This window comes from Saccharothrix syringae (assembly GCF_009498035.1).
Classification (GTDB): domain Bacteria; phylum Actinomycetota; class Actinomycetes; order Mycobacteriales; family Pseudonocardiaceae; genus Actinosynnema; species Actinosynnema syringae.
Genome location: NZ_CP034550.1, coordinates 6107397 through 6126353, shown reverse-complemented (window position 1 = coordinate 6126353; position 18957 = coordinate 6107397). Strand labels below are relative to the sequence as shown.

Here is an 18957-nt window from a genome sequence, read left to right as displayed (position 1 = left end):
TCGTAAGGATGCTCGCCGGCCTGTCGCAGGTCGCCGTTGCACTGCATTCCTCGTCGATGGCGAATATTTCAGGTGGCGGTCCTCGTGTCGGCATGTTCGTCGGTCCACGATTGTCCCCTGTCTCCGGCATCTGCATGACCATACTATGTACCGGTGTCACGAGGTTCCCGAAGATCGCTTCAGCGTTTCTCGGAAGCGTTGAGGGGATGTCCGGTGTGGTGCTGGCCGTGCATCCTTTGTGGATTCCCCTGTCGTATCCATGCTCTGTCCGGACAAGTGTCGCGATGACGAGGAGGCCGTGCCGATGGATGTCGGGCCGTGACGGCCAGCGGGGAGTGTTCCCTGCCGCGCTAGTGGGCGCGATGGGCCGGACACGCGATGTCAGGTGTGCGGTACGCCGTGGGGCATGGGCAGATCGTCGCGGACGACGTGGCGGTCGTGGGGAATGACACCGGTGGCTATGTCAGCGAGTTCTGATCGCGAATGCAGCTCGGTTTCGACCGCACTTGTCGATCAAGCGCGTGATCAATGTCGGCGAGACGTGACCGCGCCGGGCGGGCACAAGCAGACCAAGCCACGCGCCAGAGGCGCCCCGACCTCGGGCGACGCGCGACCGCAGATCAACTGCACCCTGCGGTCGAGACTCACCGACACCGACATCCCGCCAACTGCGGTGCGATCACCGCTGACAGAGATTCGCGGTCGCTTCTCAGCGACAAAGCCAACACCGGTGACCACCGACTCGTGCCCGCGGCGCCGCCCGTCAGGATGCGGCGCCGCGGGCACGAGTCGGTGGTCACCGGAGTGTGCTTCGGCCGGATTTCCACTGTGCGCGATCGGGCTGCGGGAGTCGCGAGCACGATGCGGTTGCGTGGACGGAGGGCCTGGTCACCTGAGCCACTGTTGTGCTGTGGTGTTGTTGCATCCCCACAGTTGGAGTTGCCGTCCGGCGGTGAAATCCGAGTTGGGTACGTCGATGCAGTACTGGTAGTCGCTGTGCGTGGCAATCGCGTTCCCTCCGCTCGGGTGGTAGAAGAAGAACCACCGCTGAGAGTCGCTGCCGTCGCAGTTGTTGACCTTGACGGGATTCCCGTAACCCCGTTCGCCGTCGAAGTCGAGGCACAGCCCACCGGAGTATGCGGGATGCAGGTAGGTGCCGCCCTCGCGGGCCGTCTCGGTCACCCAGTACTGGTTGCTGCCGCCGGTGTCCGGCCAGAGCACGACCGGGGTGCCGTGACCGCCGAAGTTCGACGCGTCCATGACCAGACCGCTCCACGATGCCCACCACTTGATCACTTCCTGGGTGGAGGGGGGCGCGGCGACGGTCGGGCCAGCGGTGGGCGCGGCCGAGGCCGTGCCGCTCGTGGCGATCGCGCCCAGGAACAGTGCGAGGAGGCCCGTGAGGATGCGGAAACGCATGGTGCTCGCCTTTCTTCGAGGTGATGGACAGCGATGTGTTGAATCCGGGTGTGGTGCCCCGGCTCCGGCGACGCCGCGACTGGTCCTGGCCGCGCCGGCCGGATACGGACGGTAAGCTCGCCGCCCGAACACGCTCCAGGGGCGGCGGATGCGTCCGAACGACTGGCCCGATCTCAGGCGTGAGGTCGGTGTTACACCGATGCAGACGTCGGTGCGGTAGGCGCCCGCCGATCCAGAGTGGGGACTTGGGTGGGCGGTCAGGTGGTGAAGTCGGCGTAGGCGCGGTATCGCGGGGTGCCGTTGCCGCCGTCCTGGACCCAGACGGTGACGCGGAGGCGTTCGCCGAAGCAGGGAGTGGGATAGGCGTAGTCGATGCCACAGTCGTCGTTGGCGGCGCCGTTGGCGTCCTCGGCGGTGGCGACGACCTGGCCGGTGGTGAGGTTGCGCAGCTCGGTCCTGGCCTGCATTCCGTCCGCGGACTCGTCGCAGACCTCCAACTCCCAGGCGTTCCACCGGTCCACCGAGGCGACCGCGGAGTCGTTGGTGGTGTACACAACAGCGTCGTAGGCGATTTGAATCGGTAGGTGCATCCCGCTGCCGTGGGTCGCCGCCCGAGTCCCCTGTCGACGACGCCGGCCGGTGCCGGCTACGCCACCAGCGTCAGTGCGGCGAGCGCGAGCCCGGCCGTGATGAAACGAGTCGTCCTGCCCATGATGGCCACTGTCTCCGTTTCTTTCGACAAGGTGTGCCTGTGCGGCATCCGTAAGGGAATCGATCGAGGTGTCACCGCACCGCAGCACCGCCTGCTCACAGGGTGATCTATCGCGGGAAGATTCGTGTACGCGGCCCGTAACCGCCTGGGGGTGCGTCGAACGAGTCACCCATACGGCAGGCTGCCGTCCCCCTCACGATCTTCGGCGACCTGCGGTGAATACGTGCACACCCTGGGGTCCGTGTGGACGCTGTCTACTGTGCCCGACGGGTTCTGAATAAGTCTTGAAGTATCCTGAAGAGTTGTTCAGGATTGGTGGCAGTGGTGCGGAATGGCGGTGGTAGGCGTGTGTTGACGGTGGAGGGTGATCGACGGTTGGCAAGTCAGTCGGTTCGTGGACTGGCCGCGAAAAATTTTGTGGTCGACCACGCCCTACGTCGCGTGTGGACCGGCCGATCAACTTGTGCAGGCCCGAGATACCACCGCAACAGCAGAAGGGTTTCGCCGAACCTCGGGCACACCATAAGAGGTGTCGCCCTCTGGCGCGATCGCCGATACGCGAGGTCGGATCGACTGGTTGTGCGAAGAGGGCGATTGTGCGGGGAGGACCTATGTCGCTCGGGGCGGTCCGGCGTTCGGGTGTCGGTTGTGTCGGGTGGCGAAGGCGTGGTGCAGGTGTAGGGCGCTGTCGCGCAGCTGATCGACGGTCATGGGCAGGCCGGCGTGGAGGTCGGGATGTTGTTCGATGTCGTCGATCATCGCGAACAGTCGCTCGAACTCGGTGGTGACCAGCGTGATGTAGTGAGGTGGCATGGTGACATGGGGCTGCGGAGTGCAGGCTACGGTGCGGCGCCAGAGGTGGGCGATGAGTTCGAGCTGGACGGCCAGGCCGCTGATTTCGTGGCGTCCGTAGGCCTGGTGTTCGGCGCGGATGAGGTTGCGGTATCGCTCGACGGCCTCTGCGGGGTCGCTGCTGTGGCGACGGTCTTGGATGTCGATCCAGGCCAGGTCGAAGCGGCAGGTCAGGGTGAGCGGGTGGTGCTCGCCCAGGTGGGTGGTGCAGTGGTCGATCAGCCCGGTGTACTCGGCGCGGCAGCGCTGGAGGTGGTCGGGGTCGGGGGTGGGGTGGCCGGTCCAGTGCAGCCAGGCCAGGTCGCGTCGCAGGGTCAGCACGTCGGGGTGGTGAGGGCCCAGGTGTTGGTGTCGGACGGTCAGGGCGTCGTGGTAGAGGGTTTCGGCGCGGGCCGGTGTGCCGGCGAGGTGGGCGAACACCGCGGTGCTGCGGGTGAGTTTGGTGGCCAGCAGCCGCCAGGTGTCGGGCAGGTCGGGGTGGTGGGCGACGTGGTCGACGAGGTGGTCGAGGTGGGGGATCAGCGCGGCCCAGCATGACCGGTGGGTGGGGTCGGCGGTGTGCAGGTGGCTGGTGGCGCCGTCGAGCACCGCGACGCACAGGGCCAGGTAGGGGCGTGGGTCGGCGAGCAGGTCGGGTTGATGGCGGTTGGCCTCGCGGATGACGGGGTGGATGAGCATGCTGCGGGTGGTCGTGGCCGAGGAGCGGCTGTCGCGGAAGTCGACCTGGTCGATCAGGCCGAAGTCGACCAGGACGGTGAGGGTGTCGGTGATGTCGGCGCCGGTGATGCCGGGGAACAGCGGCGAGTGGATCAGGATGTCGGGGTTGGCCAGGACGTAGGGCAGGGGCGCGGGGGCGAAGCAGGACAGCCAGCGCAGCAGGGGCCGGGCGTGGCGCAGGCCGCGGTCGTGCAGCAGGTCCAGCGACAGCTCCCAGGTGCGGGTGAGCAGTGCGCGCTCGTCGAGGTCGCGGCCGAGGTTGTGCAGGCGGTCGACGTGGGCGAAGTGGTCGTGGAAGGTGCGGCGGTAGTGGTCGAAGTCCACGGGCAGCAGGACGCCTGGCACGGGCGGCAGGGCGGCGGCGCCGCGCAGGTAGCGCCCGGCCAGGTGCAGGGCCAGCGGCAGGCGTCCGAGGGTGTCGGCCAGCAGCAGGGCCTGGTCGCGGGTCCCGGCCCGGGGTGCCAGGGAGCACAGCACGTCGGCGGCGTGCTCGCGGGTCAGGGGACGCAGGGGGACCAGGGTGGCGTGGCGGGGCCAGCGGTCGCCGGTGCCGTCGCGACTGGTGATCAGGACGTGGCCGGTGCGGTGGCGTAACGCCGGCAGCCAGGGCTGCAGCAGGCGGGTGTCGTCGGCGTTGTCGACGATGACCACCCACGGCCGCGGGTGGCGGGCCAGTGCGTCGGTGAGCACCGGCACCGGGGACAACTGGCCCGACCAGGCACGGATGACGGTGTCGATCGGGGCTCCGGCGTCCAGGGCCAGTTCGCGCAGGCCCGCGGTGAGGCTGCGTTCGGTGGAGGCGTCGATCCACCACAGGCGGATCCGGCGGTGTTCGTGGTCGAGCAGGTCGGCCAGGGTGAGGGCGGCGGCGGTCTTGCCGCCCCCGCCCGCGCCGTGCAGCACGGTGGTGGCGCCGTCCTGGCGCAGGACGCCGTCGAGCAGGGTGGCGACCAGGTCGTCGCGGCCGTGCAGGTCGGAGGTGACCCGGTCCAGGGGTGGGCGGATGGACACCGGCCCTGCGGTGTCGTCGCAGGCGGCGTGGAGGGCGAGGTCGCCGTGGACGTGGCCGACCTGCAGCACGGTGCCGTGCTGTCCGTTGTCCAGGGTGTTGGTGACCGTGGAGCCGGTGGGCGGCGTGCCGAAGGGGTGTCGAGAGGGCGGGGCGGACATGATCGACGCTCTCCTGGGGGCGGTGTCGGGGGGACGAAGATGCGGTGTGGTCGTGCGCTGCTGTGGTGCCGGGTGTCCGGTGGTCCGCCCCGACACGGGACGGACCACCGGACACCCGGTGCGCGGTCCCGGGGCGGGGATCAGACGGTCAGGGCGCCGCCGAGGACCATGTCCTGGATCTCGTCGGGGCCTGCGGGCCTGCCGATCAGGTCGCCGGCGCCCTGGTGGGCTTGCAGTGACCGGGCACCGCGGAACTGCTCTACGGTGTCGATGCCCTTGACCATCACCGTCTGGGTCAACTCCCGGCCCAGGCTGATCAGGGCTGCGGCGACCGACTGCCTACAGCGGCTCTGGTCGCCCGAACCGAGTGTGGCGGTCAGGGTGGGGGAGACGACCAGGGTGTGCAGGGGCAGGTGCGGAAGATGGTCGTAGCGGGCGATGTCGGTACCCAGGCCGTCCAGCGCCACCGGCACGTTCAGGTTGTTGAGCTTGAGCAGGCGTGGCCGTGGCCTGCCCGACTCGTCCACGACCGCCGACTCGGGCATCGACAGCAGCAGCTGTTCCGGCGGCAGGCCGGTCTCGCGCAGGGCGGCGGTGACGTGCTCGACCAGGGCGTCGTCGTCGGCGAAGCGTGCCGGCAGGTTGACGGTGACCCGGGGGGCGGCCTCGCCCAGGGCGGCACGCCACCGCGCGGCCTGGACGGCGGCCTGCCGCAGTATCCGCGGGCCCCAACCGCGGATCAGGCCCAAAGCCTCGGCTTCGTCGAGCAGGTCGTCGGCGACGATGCTCCGGTCGGGGCGGCGCCAGGTCGCGGTGGCCTCGGCGCCGACCACGGTTTCGGTGGCCAGGTCGGCGATGGGCCGCCACACCAGGGTGATCTCGCCGTCCCGCAGGGCGCGGGGCAGTGCGGCGAGCAGGTGCGCGCGTTGCAGTTGCCGGTCCTGGTGCGGTGGCCGCGTGACGGTGCGCAGACGGCGTTGGTCGCGATGCTCGGTGGGCAAGGCGGTTTCGGCTTCGTCGAGCAGCTCCTCGGCCGAGACGCCGGGACGGGCTTGGACCACGCCGACGCTGGGCGAGAGCAGCACCTCCCGGGTATCGCTGCGTATCGGGGCGGAGACCCAGTCGACCAGCCGTTTGACCAGCTCGGTGACGCCGGTCCAGTGGTGCGGGTCGGTCAGCAGTACCGCGAAACGGTCCCGGTCCAGCCTGGCCAGGGCGGTGTCGGGCACGTCGGACAGCGCCGCGATGACGCGCGAGCCGATGGTGGTGGCGATCCGGTCACCGGCAGCGGGCCCGAACGCCCGGGCCAGTGGTGCCAACCCGTCCACCCGCAGCACACACAGTCCGACCACGCCGATGGAGCCGGCGGTCAGGGCGGTGTGAACGCGGTGCAGGAAATGCCGTCGGGTGGGCAGGCCGGTGACCTGGTCACGGTCGGCACGAGGTTGCAGCCGTCGTTGCCAGGCACGGCATGTGGTGACGTCCTGCATGATCAGGTGAATTCGGCCGTCGGCCCGGTCGGAGCCGGTGTGCCAGGCCAACGCGGCGTCGGCCCAGGCGGTGAAGCCTCCGTGGGCACCGGTGAGCGCGAACTCCGTCGAGATCGGGCGGCCTGCGGCCTGGACGGCGGCTTCCAGGGCGGAGGCGACCGTGGTCAGGTCGTGCTCGCCGAGTACGAAGTCGAGCAGGCGGTGCCCGACGACGGCCGGACGCGGCCGGTCCAGCAGCCGCAGCAGCGCCGCGTTGGCTTCGAGCACCGTGCCCTCGGCGGTGAGCAGCCCCATCGGCTCGGGAGCATCGGACAACCCGGAATGGAAGCGTCCAGGCTCCTCCAAGCCGGCGCGCAGGGCGTGGTGCCGGGAGTCCAGCCAGGCGCGGGTCACCCGCATCTGCTCGTCGAGGACGCGGTCGCGTGCCCCGGCGGCGAACCCACCGGCCAGGGCCGCCACAGCCTGTGCACGGCAGGCCGCGGTGCCCTCGCCGGTGTGCCGGTGCACGCGCTCCAACCACGGGATGATCAACTCCAGCGCGTTCTGGAAGGCGTCGGCGGTCAGCAGCAGATCCTGGGCCAACTCCCGACCGATCCGCTCGGCGGACACACCCGACGGAGCGTCCCCGCAGACCTGCCGCAGCAGGCCGCGGGCCATCACCGTCAGCCGGTCACGCAAATCGTCCTGGCCCATCGGCAGACAACTACTGGACACCAGTGCCTTGGCCCACTCATCCACCATGTCCTCGAAGCCCACGGGCCGCCGGTCCCCGATCGGTTGTGGAGGAACCCGCACTTCGGCGGCCGGTGGCGCCGGTGGGCGGGCGTCGGCCGCGAAGATGCGCGCCAGAGCGGCATCCTGGTCCGCCTCGGAGGTCGGCGCCGGTCCCAGCCTGCCCAGCAGCGCCAGATCGGCATCGAGTTGACGCCGCCCGTGAAAGGCATTGGTTCCCGGGATCCAGGACAGGATCGATTGCAGCATCATGTGTCACCTCTGTCGTCGTACCGGACCGCACCATCCCCCTCGGCTGTCCCCGCACCGGGATCGTCGCGGGCAAGCAGTCGTCGCCGTGCCTCGGCGACGTAGTTGGACACGCTGCGCGTCCGGCAACCCATCGCCTCGGCGATCTGCTTGTTGCTGAACCCGAAGGACTTCATCCGCAACGCGTCCCGCAGGTGTCTGGGCAACTTCTCGATGGCCGCCTCGACCTCGAGCAGCCGCTGCCGTTGCTCGATGTCCTCCAGCGGCGCGACCAGCAGCCGATGACGCTCATCGGGCGAAACCGGCGGCGCGGTCGTCTGCCGCAGCTCCTGCACCATGAGGTTTTTGGCCACGATGAAGGCGTACCGGAGAGGGCTGCCTTCGATACGTCCCCAGCGTCCCCACACCCGGCTCAAGGCCACGTGGGCAATCTCCCGACTGTCCAGCATCGGCGCATGGTGGTGAACATAGCGACACAGCTTGTCATGGGTTTCGCGGTAGAACTCGGCGAACTCTCGCTCGTGGACGTGTCGTTGCGCGTCGTGCGGGTTGGTCACGTGCAGTCGCCCTGCACCGTCGCCACCTCCGAGGCCGACCACGGAAGACCGCCACCGGTCACACCGGCCCGGATCCCCCGCCTGCGAGCCGCGGCGCGGATACGGGCACCAGCCGGACACAACCCGCACCGCACGTGACGACAAGCGCGGGGCCGCAGGCGCCCGCGGAAGCCGGTACGCCACCGACGGTGCCAACCGCCCACGGCGTCCGCCGCGAATATCAGTTGCGACAGCACGGGAACCTCTCGCCATCGAGGACACGCCCGGTATGGACGTACGCCCTTGATCAGTGCGCAGCGCCCGCGATGTCCATGTCGCCGCTCAATGGTTCACCCGAAAGAGTGAGGACATGACCGGTCGGTACACGACCATGGCGGCCATGACGATGAACCGCATACGACACACGGGCGAACCATGCCTTGAGCACGTCATTCCGCAGTCCTGCGGATGTCAGAGCATAGGGGCACGACCTGTACGGCCGGACACCCCACGGCCACCGATCACACGATGATCAATCAGGGAAGGAGCTGGCGTGTCCGACCGGGACGACACCGCGACAGCCGACTTCGACAGACCCAACGCCGCCCGCATCCACGACTGGCTGCTCGGCGGCACCCTCAACACCCCCATCGACCGCGACGCCGCCGCCACCGCCCTGACCCGCGCACCGGCCCTGCGCGAACTCGCCCGAGCCGGCAGGACATTCCTGCACCGCGCCGTGCAACACATGCTCGACGCCGGAATACGCCAATTCCTCGACCTCGGGGCAGGTCTGCCCACCATGACCCCGACCCACCGCATCGCCCACCGACACGACCCCGCCATCCCCGTCGTCTACGTCGACCACGACCCCGCCACCACCGCCCGCACCAACCTCCTGCTCGACGACACGCCCACCGCCCTCGGCATCCACGCCGACCTGCGCCACCCCGACCGGGTCCTCGACCACCCCGACACCCGACGCCTGCTGCACCCGACACAGCCCACCGGGCTGCTCGCCGTCGACATCCTCGACACCCTGCCCGACCACGACCGGCCCGGACGCGTCCTCCAGCACTACCTCGACGCCCTGCCCTCCGGCAGCATCGTGGCCCTCACCCACCTCACCGCCTGGCCCCTCGTCGATACCGCCGCCTCCGGCGATATCGACCATCCCTCCGCCGACTGGTGGCGCCGACACCCCCGCACCACCGCCACCGTGCACTCCTGGCTGACCCGCCTGACACCACTGCAGCCAGACACAGCGATCCTGCACACCGACCACGTCGACACCGCCTCGACAGCCGCACCGAACACCGCGGCCACCGTCGTCACCGTCCTCGGCAGGACAACCTGAGACGGCCGTGCACAGCAGAAACCCGACCACGAAAAGATCCGCCGCCTCTCCGAGCCGCCGAGAAAACCTCATCGCGCTGGCCGAGCACCACGCAACCCGCGTCAGCTGATCGGCCGGGGGAACAGTGGCCGATATTCGTTCGCAGCAGTGACAGCATCTACCACGCGGACGATCATGTGACCTCGCGGCCGTATCGTGAGGGAAGTACTGCCGACGGCGTAGGAGGACCTGCCTCGCGCCCGTACGCGAGTTCATGGAGAGGCCGGAGCGCGATGGCGCGCCGACCATGCGGCCCACACCGGTGCTCGTGTTCACCGAACCCACGGGAGCGGGCAAGACCACGCTGCTCGACGAGGCGCAGCGGCGGCTGACCGGCGAGATCCCCTACGCCGTCATCGACTGCGCGGCGCCGAAAAGCAACACCGCGTGGGAGGTGCTCGCCAGCCTTACCCGCGACCTCGACCTCACCGCCGCCGGATACGGCACCACCCCCGTTCCCGAGGTTCGTCACCGCGCAGGTCGCCATCGCCCGGGACTCCACCGGGCTGACCACCGCCAAGAAGCAGGGGCGGCTCGAACGCGCTCTGAAGCAGCCATCGGCAAGGAGCTCGACCAGCTCGGCTTCTCCAGGGCCGACCTGGACGACGCATGGAGCATCGTGATGCACGACGCGGTGCTCGCCACCACCGAGTCGATCAACCAGGCGGCTGGCGGGCTCAACACCGGCGCCACCGTCACCCGCAAGGACGTCCGGGCCGCCCCCACCCGGCTCGACCACACGAAGAACGCCGTGAACGGCGCTGGCGGCGCCTTTCGGGATCAACGCCACGACGGGCAACTCCACCAGCTGGCGGCTACCGGTGATCGAGGTCGGCCTGGACGGTGCATTCACCGTCCGGAAGGTCATCGACCTGCCCAGTTGACACCTCGCCACTCGCTGGCCGGCGCAGTCCGGTGCGTCCACTATGTCCGGCTGAGGGGCGGTGCCGGCGATCACGCCGTCGGCGAGGCGACAGCGGACCCGCTGACCTTCCGCCTGCTGGCGGCGTGGTGTCAGTGTGGGTAGAGAACGGCCATGATGTCGGTCAAGATCGGCTTGAGTTGGTCGGGATGTATGGCGGTGCCCTCGGGGTCGGTGGCGCGCAGGGCGGTGTTGACGTGGGCGTAGACGTCGTCGAGGGTGTCGTGGCCGTGAGGGAGGCGCTGGTACCAGCGGTGGCCGCGGGGTGGTGCGGGCACGCCCGCGTCGGCCAGGTAGTCCTCGATGCCCTCGTCGATCGTGTCCTGATCGGTGGAGGTGCGCGGTCCACTGTGAGTGATCCTGGCGGTGCCTCGGATTTCGGTCACCGTGACGGTGTGCGATTCCCGGTCGGGCAGGCGCACCAGGTGTTCGAGGCCGGCGAGCCAGGCGAGCAGCATGGTGAAACCGGTATCGGGCACCCGATCGTAGGTGGCGCCCTCGAACTGCAGGCGTGCCGAGGCCGGACGTCCGGGAAGGCCGGGTGGCGTGGTCACCGGCGTGTCCTTGGGCAGCAGGCGCACCCGCCGCCACCAGTCGGTGTCGTGTCCGGATGATCCTGCCGGCTGTCCCATGCCTTGGGCACCTCCGTGGTCGGGAACCCGCTGTCCTGAGCCGAGCTGAACCCGAAGCGCACCCGCTGTCAGCCGCCGTGTACCCGGCGGTCCTCGGTGAACCACCGCTGTACGGCTTCCTCCGCGCGTCGCCGCTCGGCTTTCGCCGTCGCCCTGGCCGCCTCCGCCTGCTCGGCGGCCCGGTCGTCACGATCGGCTCCGCGTTGAAAGCGTGAGGCTTCCACGGCGGAATCGGCGACCCGCTGCGCCAACCTCGCCGCCTCGCGTTCGTGCGCGGTGCCGCGAAAAGTGTTCACCAACACGTCCGCGTAGGCGTCCGCCGCCAGCATCTCGCGGGCGGCTTTACTGTGCGGCAGACGCTGCGGTTCGTTCGCGGTCATGTCACCCATCCTCCCGCGGAGGTTCGATGGTCGCGGTGAAGCTCGCCGCAGGTCACCGAGGTCGTCCTACCGCGTACTCTCCATCGCCGCTCTTGACCATGATGGTCACCTCCGTGTCGCCGCCGCCGAGTCGCACCGCGCACACGAACGACGTCCCGGCCACCACGGCCTGCTGATCAGGACACTCGACCGTCTCCACGCCCGCGATCTTGTAGTCCTGGCGCAGGACAAGGCTCACGCCGTGCTCGACTGACTGCGCGTCGAATACCCGCCGAGTCCGTGGAGCGGGGGTGGCGGTCACCGTGGGAACCACCGTGACCGTTGCCGGAGCGACTCGGGAGTGCCCGGCGTCGTCGCGGCGCACGCAGTGCCGACAATCGCCAGCACGGTGACCGGGACGAGTAACGCCGTGGGAACGCGCATGACCCAGGAGTCGATCACCCCTGCCACGCCGTTACAGGTACCGGCCTGCGGCTTCGTTGCGGTCCTGCACTACCTGGTGCCGCTGCCGTGTCCACGAGACGGTTCTCGACGTGCTCCACAGTGATGCCCGTCCGGGTGCGGGGACTTCACCCCGGATGTTGGACACGGGGTTATGCGGCTGGGGCCAGCGTAGCCGGCGTCGGGGTGAGGCTGTTCTCGTAGTCGATCGGGGATTTCTGGTCGAGGTGTGAGTGGCGTCGTCGGGTGTTGTAGCGGTGTGCCCAGCCGAACACGGCCAGTCGTGCTTCCCTTGCGCTGCCCTAGTTCAGAGCGCCTTGAAGGGTTTCGCGTGTGAAGGAGGCGTTGAGGCTTTCGGCGGCGGCGTTGTCCGCGGAGCTGCCCACCGCGCCCATGGACCGGGTCACCCCGGCGGCACGGCAGGCGTCGGCGAAGGCCCTGGCACCGTATTGGGCTCCGTGGTCGCTGTGGAAGATCGCCCCGGCCAGGCTGCCGCGTGTCCGCCGCGCCGCGTGCAGGGCGTCGAGGACGAGGTCGGCGCGCATGTGGTCGGCCACCGCCCAGCCGACCAGGCGGCGCGAGCACAGGTCCATCACCGTGGCCAGATAGAGGAACGTGCCGTCGGCGATCGGCAGATACGTGATGTCGCCGACGTAGCGGGTGTTGGGCGCCTGGGCGGTGAAGTCGCGTTCGAGCAGGTCCGGGGCCTTGACCGCCGTCGGGTCGGCCGTGGTGGTGCGGTGCCGGCGGCGCAGCCGCAGCCCGGCCAGGCCGACCTGGCGCATCACCCGGGCGACGCGCTTGTGATTGACCACCTGCCCCGTGTCGTGCAGTTCGGCGGTGATCCGGGGGACGCCGTAGGTGCCGGCCGACTCGAGGTGGATGGTGCGGATTCGGGCGGCCAGGTGTGCGTCGTCCGCGGCGCGGACCGCCCGGTCCGAGGCGGTGGCCTTCCAGTGGTGGTAGCTGGACCGGGCAAGGCCGATGACCTGGCACAACCGCTTCACGCCGTGGTGGCGCCGGTGATCGTCGACGAACTGGAAGCGGTTCACCAGCGCGTCTCCCCCGCGAAATACCGGGCCGCCTTGCGCAGGATGTCACGTTCCTCTTCCAGCTCGCGGATCCGCTTGCGTAGTAGGGCGTTCTCGTCCTCCGGCGAGGCCGGCGCCGAGGCGCTCGCGGCGGTGGCGGCGGGTGCCCCTGCCCGTTGCGCGTCGTCGAGGCGGATCCAGTTGCGCAGCGTCTCGTGGTTGACGCCCAGGTCCCGGGCCACCGATTTGATCGTCGCTCCGGGACGGGACCGGTAGAGCGCGACCGCCTCGGCCCGGAACTCCGGCGGATAGTGCTTCATCACCATCTGAACGGGACTCCTGTCCACCCGGATCTTCAGGATCCAAGTGTGTCTGGTGTCCAACATCCAGGGTCAAGTCCCGCGTGCGACGCTGAGGATCTTCATGTGGGCGGCGTCCGCCGTGCCCTGGCCGTGCGCAGTGCTTCGTCGCGACCATAGCCGACATCCCGTGCTGGGCAGGCAAGGCTTACCGCAGTAGGTGGCACAACCTGTCGCCAGGTCAGCAGGCGGTTAGCCGCCTCCCATGCCCGCATCTGCGCTCGCGGCGAACGGACCATCTCGATCCTGAAGTCTTGACGGCTGCTGCGCAGACTCCGCTGCTCTACCACCCTCATCACCGACCTGATCCGAGCCGTCTTGACACTCCACCTCAACGCCGGATGAGGTTGGAAAAGGCTCATTGTGGCGAGCAACCTCCGGAAGGAGACATCGGGGTTGGTGTCGTTTGGCACCCGTAGCTCCGGGTCGCCGCAGCCGACCGTGGCACGAGCTGCCGCCACTGGGTTAGCGGCTTCGACTGCGTGAACCGCCCGGCGATCAACGCGTGAACCCGCTCCAGTCCTGCCACCGCTAGATCCACAATCACACCCCACATGATCCGCTACGAGACGTGCGAGTGCCGTTGCAGTACTGACCGCGACCTGATGGAGCAACTCAACCCGCTGTAGCTCCGGATTCTCAGGGAATTGGTGTAGACGTGAACCATGTTGGTGGCACGCAACAGTGATGGCGAGCGCGTCGAAGCCGCCCGTCAAGTCCCACGAGCTGGCTACACCTGTCCGGTCTGTCATGAGGCGGTTGTCCTGATGCCTGGGCCAGTCGTGGTGTCCCATTTTGTGCATCGAGCAAATCTGGACTGTCCGGCATCGGGCGAAAGTCCACGACACCTTGCCGCGAAGCGAATACTGGCAGACAAGTTCCGCGCCGTAGGCTACAAGGTGGCCCTCGAAGAATCTTATCCCGCCGCCAGTCGGCGGGTCGACGTAGCAGTGACCATTCCCGGTTCGGAGCTCCGATACGCGGTAGAGGTACAGGATTCCGCGATCACGACGCAAGAGATGAGCCGTCGGACGGTGGCGGACACGAGGGGACCCGGCGGATTCCAGTCCACCTACTGGGTGTGGACCGGCGGACGTGCGAATCGGTTGCTGACAGCGCCGCAAGGTGGTGAGGTCCGTGTGACCGCAGACGTTCTACACGGCATCCTCGGAAATTCGGAGGTCTGCTGCCTCGATGTCGATGAACAAGAGTTATGGGCGGTCAGGCTCGACACGGTTGTCCGCCCTGGCAGGAAGTATCCGGACAAAATTTATCCTGATGTGCGGCTAAAGAGTATCCACAGAATCCGGCGCCGACGTGTCGGATTCGCTCTTTTTGGCAAGCCGGAACTCGCGCCGCTTCCCGAGTTTCGATCGGAGGAGCGTAAGCTCATTGTCGGTGAAGAGGATGTGATCCGGCTTCTGGAAGAAATTCGCGGCTCGTCACTCCTTGATGATCGCGACGGCCCCGTGTTCGGGTCGGACTTTATCGGCCAGTTGACCAAGCTTGCGGTCAGAGCGTTCGGCTGGCCACGAACGCTCATGCTCGAGTTTTGGGTGGAAAAGGCACTGCGGTTCGCCGGTGTTCACGACGTTGAAAACAGGATCGCAGTGCGTCGGGTGTGTGAGCGGATCCATCTAGATGGAGGGAAGATCAGGAAGCCGAACATGCACTTCTGTCCTGGTCCTGTACCTAAGTAGTTCTGGCGGGGTATCGCGTGCGTATCGCCGCTCGCACATTCTATGTTTTCCTGGGAGTGTTGTCGAACTACATCGCTAGCAGCGCTTCGGCGCGGCAGCCCTAAAAAAGGACGGTGTACCACCTGCACTGGCATCTCCTATCACGAGAGGAGAGGGAAGACTCGGCGCTGCCCTGAATCGCCCAGCGCTGCGCCTGTGTTACCGCCGTAAACACCATTGGGGTGGCGGCATGAGGCCGGCGCCGGTGGACCTGATGATGCCCAGCGAGCTGCTGCTCACGGGGCCGAGCATCTTTTGGCCGGATCGGCACCGGAACGCGGCTCATCCGGTCCTAGGGTCCGGCCGCCATTGAGGTGCGGCACCGGGAGGAGTGGCGCCTGGTCTTGACATGATCGACAAGCGGCTAGCCTGGGCCTGTCGCGACGCTTGGTGGTGTTTCACGTCGGTTCCGGTCGCGCCGGTCTACTCTGGCACAGGCCACCTGCCGGTCAAGGCGAGCTATCCGGACATGTCTGTCACCGTCAATTTTTAATCGCCGAGGCCGGGGTCGGCGGGGAGTTTCGTAGTCTAGCGTCACGACTTCCGCAAGAGCGCGGACAATCCGACCGCGACCATGCCCTCGCGCTTCCTGGTGCTGCGGGTGCGCCCGTCCGGTTGCAACATTCCATCCCGCCTGGCCTCAACCGACACCACGAATTGAAGGTCAATAAGTCCACTGATTACTGTCTCCCGGCTCGGCTACAGGACGTCCGGCTGCGTAATTTGGTGAAACTGGCCAGGATATGGTGGCCCGTCGAGCACGATTACCGCGAACTCGAAGGCGGGCTCGGTCTGGACCGCTTCGAGGGCCGCTCCTGGTTGAGGTGGCATCGACACGTTACTCGCGTCTCCGTCGTCCAGGTGATCTGCACGACGCCGCGCTGCATCTCAAAAACCCATACGCAGACCTGACTCTCTACACCGTCCTGTGCGAACTCCAGCACTCGCTCGCGGCCTGGACCTGCGTCTGCCGCGCCTGTGGACAGTTCGTCCGGAGTGCAACTAACCCACAAAAACAGCAGCCCAACAGCACCTGACAAAACCCTACTATGCGGCGCGCTGCATCAACTGTTCCCGGCGCGCCGCCACCGCAGAGCCGGACTCCCGACGGGCCATTCGACGCAGCACCACCGGCGCGAGCACGAACCCGATGACCGCCCACAGTCCCAGTACGCCGACCATCTCCCACTCCCGCCAGGTCCCGCCGACCTCCGCCAGCGCCAGGTCGTCGGGGAGTAGAGCCGATCGCAGCCCGAGTCCCAGCCAGTACACCGGGAACACTTGGCCCACGAACTGTAGCCATTCCGGCAGCGCCGTGATCGGATAGAACACCCCGGAAATCGCCACGAGGGCCATCAGGAACAGGGTGATGAAGCCTAGCGTCTGCACGTTGGAGAACAGTGACCCGAGTACCGCGCCGATTGGCAGCGTTGCCACCAATCCTAGCAGCAACACCAGCACCAGGTCCGCCCATGGGGACACCCGATCCATCTGCAACCCGTCGAACAGGAAAGTTGTGGGAATCAACAAGATCACCATGGTCGCCACCGTCATGCCGGCTTTACTGAGCACTTTCCCCATCAGATATGCGGACATGCCGTGCGGTGTGGCCTTGGCGCGGAGCAGGGTGCCGTCCTCACGGTCGGCGGTCAGCGCCATAGCCAACCCCAACAACGCAGTGAAGACCACGTTCATCCCGAGGATACCGGGGATGGCCTGTGCGCCCAGGGTCACTCCGGTGCCGGGCACAGGATCGTCGCCGACGAAGTACATGACGAGCAGCGCCGCCAATGGGATCCACAGCCAGGCGAACAGCTCTGCCACGCTGGTGACGGTCTGCCGGAATTCGATCCAGGCCCGGTCCAAGCCCGCGCGCAGCGTCACCGCGCCTTTATCCACCGCATTGCCGATCATGACTTCGCTCCGCTCAGCTCGCGTGGCACCTCGGTCCCCTGGCCGGTGACGGCGTTGCGGACCATGGTCAGGTAGACGTCCTCGAGGTTCGCCCGGCGGATCTCCAGGTCCCCGACGGCTTGGCCGTGTCGCTCGAACAGCCCTCGTACATATGTAGTCGCATCGTCGACGGATCGGACCTCGGGGCGGCCGTCGATGCTGTAGCGCACCTCGGCCTTGCTGGCTACTCGGGTCGCCAGCTGGGCCGGGCTGCCGTCGGCAACGACGATGCCGCCCGCCAGGATCAGGATCCGGTCGGCCAGCTTCTCCGCCTCGTGCAGGTCGTGTGTGGTGAGCAGGACGGTCATGTCGTCAGCTGCGGTTAGCTGCTGTACGACGTTGTGGAAGTCTTGCCGGGCCTCCGGGTCGAAACCGGTGGTCGGTTCATCCAGGAACAGGAGGTCGGGACGCCCCACCAGGCCGATGGCTACGTCCAGTCGGCGCCGCTGGCCGCCGGACAGCGCGCCGACGCGGCTCTCGCCCTGCTCGGTCAGCCCGACCATGGCGATCAGATCGTCGACGTCGAACGGGCGCGGGCGGTCGGGGGTGCCGTAGGGGCGGTAGTAGCGGCCGAAGTGGGCGAGCAGTTGGCGCACCCGCCAGCGACCGTGGTCGCGCCAGGACTGCAGAACGATGCCCAGGCGGGCGCGCCACGCCTCGTCGCCGTGGTCCGGGTCGACACCGAGCACTTCGACTCGACCGGCGGAGCGCTTGCGGAAGCCCTCCAGGATCTCGATCGTGGTGGACTTGCCGGCGCCGTTGGGACCCAGCAGCGCCACGACCTCCCCGCGTCGCACGGTGAAGTCCATCCCGGTGAGGACGTCCTTGGTCCCGTAGCGCATGCGCAGGTTGTGGACTTCGATGACCGGCGCAGTGCCGGTGTCGGCCGCGTCCACGCGCGGTCGAGGAACGTCGTTGCCATCCATGGGTTGAAGAATATCGTTGAACAACACGTTGATACTTTTTTCAAATGCTGCCTGATCAGCCATGCCAGTGTTGCGCTAACCTTCAAACCGGTGTTGAACCGATCCGGTTTGGGGGAGTGCTAGGTGAGCAAGGACGGGACCACGCTGCGCCCGGTCGATCTGGCGCGGGCGGCCGGCATCTCAACCCAGCAGGTCCGCAACTATCTCGACGCGGGGGTGCTGCCCCCAGCCGAGCGGTCCGAGTTCGGCTACCGCCGGTTCGAGGAGCGCCACCGCCAAGCCCTGCTCACCTTCCGCATGCTGGGCAGGGGCTACGGCTGGGACGCCGCCCAGTCCATGATGCTCGCCGCGCACGCTGGTGACATCGCCCGAACGCTGGACTTGGTGGACCTCGGACACGTTCGGATGCATGAGCAGCGCCAGTCGCTGCAGGCCGTCGCCGAGGCGTTGGAAGCCGTCGCCGAAAGCGCGCAGCAAACTCCGCCGGTGCCCCGGACGGGCATGCGCATCAGAGAGGTGGCCAACCGGCTCGCGGTGCGGCCCTCCGCGCTGCGGGTGTGGGAATCGGCGGGTCTGCTTACCCCGGTGCGTGACGCCGACGGCCACCGCCGCTACACCGCGACCGACGTCCGCGACGCGCAGGTCATCAGCATGTTGCGCCGGGGGAGGCATTCGCTGCCCCAAGTGAAGTCGATCATGGAGCACTTCAGGCGCACCTTGAGCAGCGAGGCGCTACGCGAGGCCGTGCACCGGCAACGGGCCGCGCTCACCCAGCGCGCCATGGCGATGCTGGAGGGGACTGCGATGCTGCACCGCTACATCACCGAACACCTCACCGATCAGGCGCCCGCGGGGTAGCGGGCGCGCAGTGTGACGCTTGCAGCAGGTCCGGCGGCGAACGTGAAACCCTCCGTGTCGACCCGCCGCCCGGTCCGCCTGTCCACCACCACCGGCTCGACCTCCGCCCCAGTGGCCCGGTCCACCAGCACCAGGCCGCGTTCGGCCGGTGCGAGCCCGGCGTTGCCCAGCGCGGCGAGAATCAGCAGTACCGGCCGCACGCGGTGGGCCAGGTCGGTGGGCACGACCCGGTCGTCCCGCACGATCAGCAGCCCGCGTTGCACCAAGTCGTCGATCCGCTCTCGGACCACCTGCGGCGGCAGGTCGAGGTTACGGCACACCTCGTCCAACCGGGACCGGCCGTCGAACGCCTCGTGCAGCAGTTCCAGCACCCACCACGACCCGATCAGCGCGATCGCACGGCCGAGCGGGCAGTCCGCAATCCTCGGCGCCATCCGTCCTCC

15 protein-coding genes and 2 pseudogenes are annotated in these 18957 nt (G+C 68.0%); 5 read left to right on the top strand and 12 right to left on the bottom strand.

Annotated elements, in window-relative coordinates:
- Positions 1 to 888: 888 nt before the first annotated feature.
- The 5 genes from EKG83_RS26100 to EKG83_RS26080 form a co-directional block, all read right to left on the bottom strand.
- A complete protein-coding gene (locus tag EKG83_RS26100; protein ID WP_033433582.1) occupies positions 889 to 1419 on the bottom strand; it encodes an RICIN domain-containing protein in 531 nt (176 codons plus the stop codon).
- A gap of 257 nt (positions 1420 to 1676) precedes the next feature.
- A complete protein-coding gene (locus EKG83_RS26095; RefSeq protein ID WP_033433581.1) occupies positions 1677 to 1973 on the bottom strand; it encodes a hypothetical protein in 297 nt (98 codons plus the stop codon).
- 767 nt (positions 1974 to 2740) lie between these two features.
- The gene (locus EKG83_RS26090; RefSeq protein WP_051766510.1) at positions 2741 to 4870 is read right to left on the bottom strand and encodes a tetratricopeptide repeat protein; all 2130 of its coding nucleotides are present in this window, start codon (positions 4868 to 4870) and stop codon (positions 2741 to 2743) included.
- Positions 4871 to 5010: 140 nt separating this feature from the next.
- The gene (locus EKG83_RS26085; protein ID WP_153278401.1) at positions 5011 to 7344 is read right to left on the bottom strand and encodes a GGDEF domain-containing protein; all 2334 of its coding nucleotides are present in this window, start codon (positions 7342 to 7344) and stop codon (positions 5011 to 5013) included.
- Complete coding sequence (locus tag EKG83_RS26080; protein WP_033433579.1) at positions 7341 to 7898, bottom strand: RNA polymerase sigma factor; 558 nt, start codon at positions 7896 to 7898, stop codon at positions 7341 to 7343. Before EKG83_RS26080 ends, EKG83_RS26085 begins: the two co-directional genes overlap by 4 nt.
- A gap of 532 nt (positions 7899 to 8430) precedes the next feature.
- Between EKG83_RS26080 and EKG83_RS26075 the strand changes: the two genes are divergently transcribed.
- Both EKG83_RS26075 and EKG83_RS26070 read left to right on the top strand, forming a co-directional pair.
- Positions 8431 to 9234 (top strand): SAM-dependent methyltransferase, encoded by an 804-nt coding sequence (locus EKG83_RS26075; protein WP_051766509.1) that lies wholly within the window; start codon positions 8431 to 8433, stop codon positions 9232 to 9234.
- Between the two features lie 307 nt (positions 9235 to 9541).
- Complete coding sequence (locus EKG83_RS26070) at positions 9542 to 10300, top strand: hypothetical protein (RefSeq protein WP_153278400.1); 759 nt, start codon at positions 9542 to 9544, stop codon at positions 10298 to 10300.
- Here the strand turns inward: EKG83_RS26070 and EKG83_RS26065 are convergent.
- The 4 genes and pseudogenes from EKG83_RS26065 to EKG83_RS26050 all read right to left on the bottom strand — a co-directional run bounded on the left by EKG83_RS26065 (position 10288) and on the right by EKG83_RS26050 (position 13005).
- The gene (locus tag EKG83_RS26065) at positions 10288 to 10776 is read right to left on the bottom strand and encodes a DUF5956 family protein (protein ID WP_033433577.1); all 489 of its coding nucleotides are present in this window, start codon (positions 10774 to 10776) and stop codon (positions 10288 to 10290) included. The two genes, EKG83_RS26070 and EKG83_RS26065, sit on opposite strands and share 13 nt — an antisense overlap.
- Positions 10777 to 10895: 119 nt before the next feature.
- Entirely contained in the window at positions 10896 to 11207 is a 312-nt protein-coding gene (locus tag EKG83_RS26060; protein WP_033433576.1) for a hypothetical protein, read from the bottom strand.
- 52 nt (positions 11208 to 11259) lie between these two features.
- A complete protein-coding gene (locus EKG83_RS26055; protein ID WP_170191912.1) occupies positions 11260 to 11508 on the bottom strand; it encodes a DUF4333 domain-containing protein in 249 nt (82 codons plus the stop codon).
- A gap of 292 nt (positions 11509 to 11800) precedes the next feature.
- Positions 11801 to 13005 (bottom strand): annotated as a pseudogene (locus EKG83_RS26050) (IS3 family transposase).
- 146 nt (positions 13006 to 13151) lie between these two features.
- Here EKG83_RS26050 and EKG83_RS48250 point away from each other — a divergent pair.
- Together EKG83_RS48250 and EKG83_RS26045 are read left to right on the top strand one after the other, a co-directional pair.
- Positions 13152 to 13383: pseudogene (locus EKG83_RS48250) on the top strand (IS5/IS1182 family transposase); the annotation flags it as partial.
- Between the two features lie 320 nt (positions 13384 to 13703).
- Positions 13704 to 14738, top strand: coding sequence for a competence protein CoiA (locus EKG83_RS26045; RefSeq protein WP_084716847.1), 1035 nt, complete (start codon positions 13704 to 13706; stop codon positions 14736 to 14738).
- Positions 14739 to 15824: 1086 nt separating this feature from the next.
- Here the strand turns inward: EKG83_RS26045 and EKG83_RS26040 are convergent.
- On the bottom strand, positions 15825 to 16691 hold the full coding sequence (locus tag EKG83_RS26040) for an ABC transporter permease (protein ID WP_051766506.1): 867 nt from the start codon (positions 16689 to 16691) through the stop codon (positions 15825 to 15827).
- A complete protein-coding gene (locus tag EKG83_RS26035) occupies positions 16688 to 17572 on the bottom strand; it encodes an ABC transporter ATP-binding protein (RefSeq protein WP_033433606.1) in 885 nt (294 codons plus the stop codon). Before EKG83_RS26035 ends, EKG83_RS26040 begins: the two co-directional genes overlap by 4 nt.
- 207 nt (positions 17573 to 17779) lie before the next feature.
- On the opposite strand from EKG83_RS26035, the gene EKG83_RS26030 reads away from it, so the two are divergent.
- A complete protein-coding gene (locus EKG83_RS26030; RefSeq protein WP_033433574.1) occupies positions 17780 to 18514 on the top strand; it encodes a MerR family transcriptional regulator in 735 nt (244 codons plus the stop codon).
- Here EKG83_RS26030 and EKG83_RS26025 read toward each other — a convergent pair.
- Positions 18496 to 18948, bottom strand: coding sequence for a winged helix-turn-helix transcriptional regulator (locus tag EKG83_RS26025; protein ID WP_033433573.1), 453 nt, complete (start codon positions 18946 to 18948; stop codon positions 18496 to 18498). The two genes, EKG83_RS26030 and EKG83_RS26025, sit on opposite strands and share 19 nt — an antisense overlap.
- Positions 18949 to 18957 lie beyond the last annotated feature (9 nt).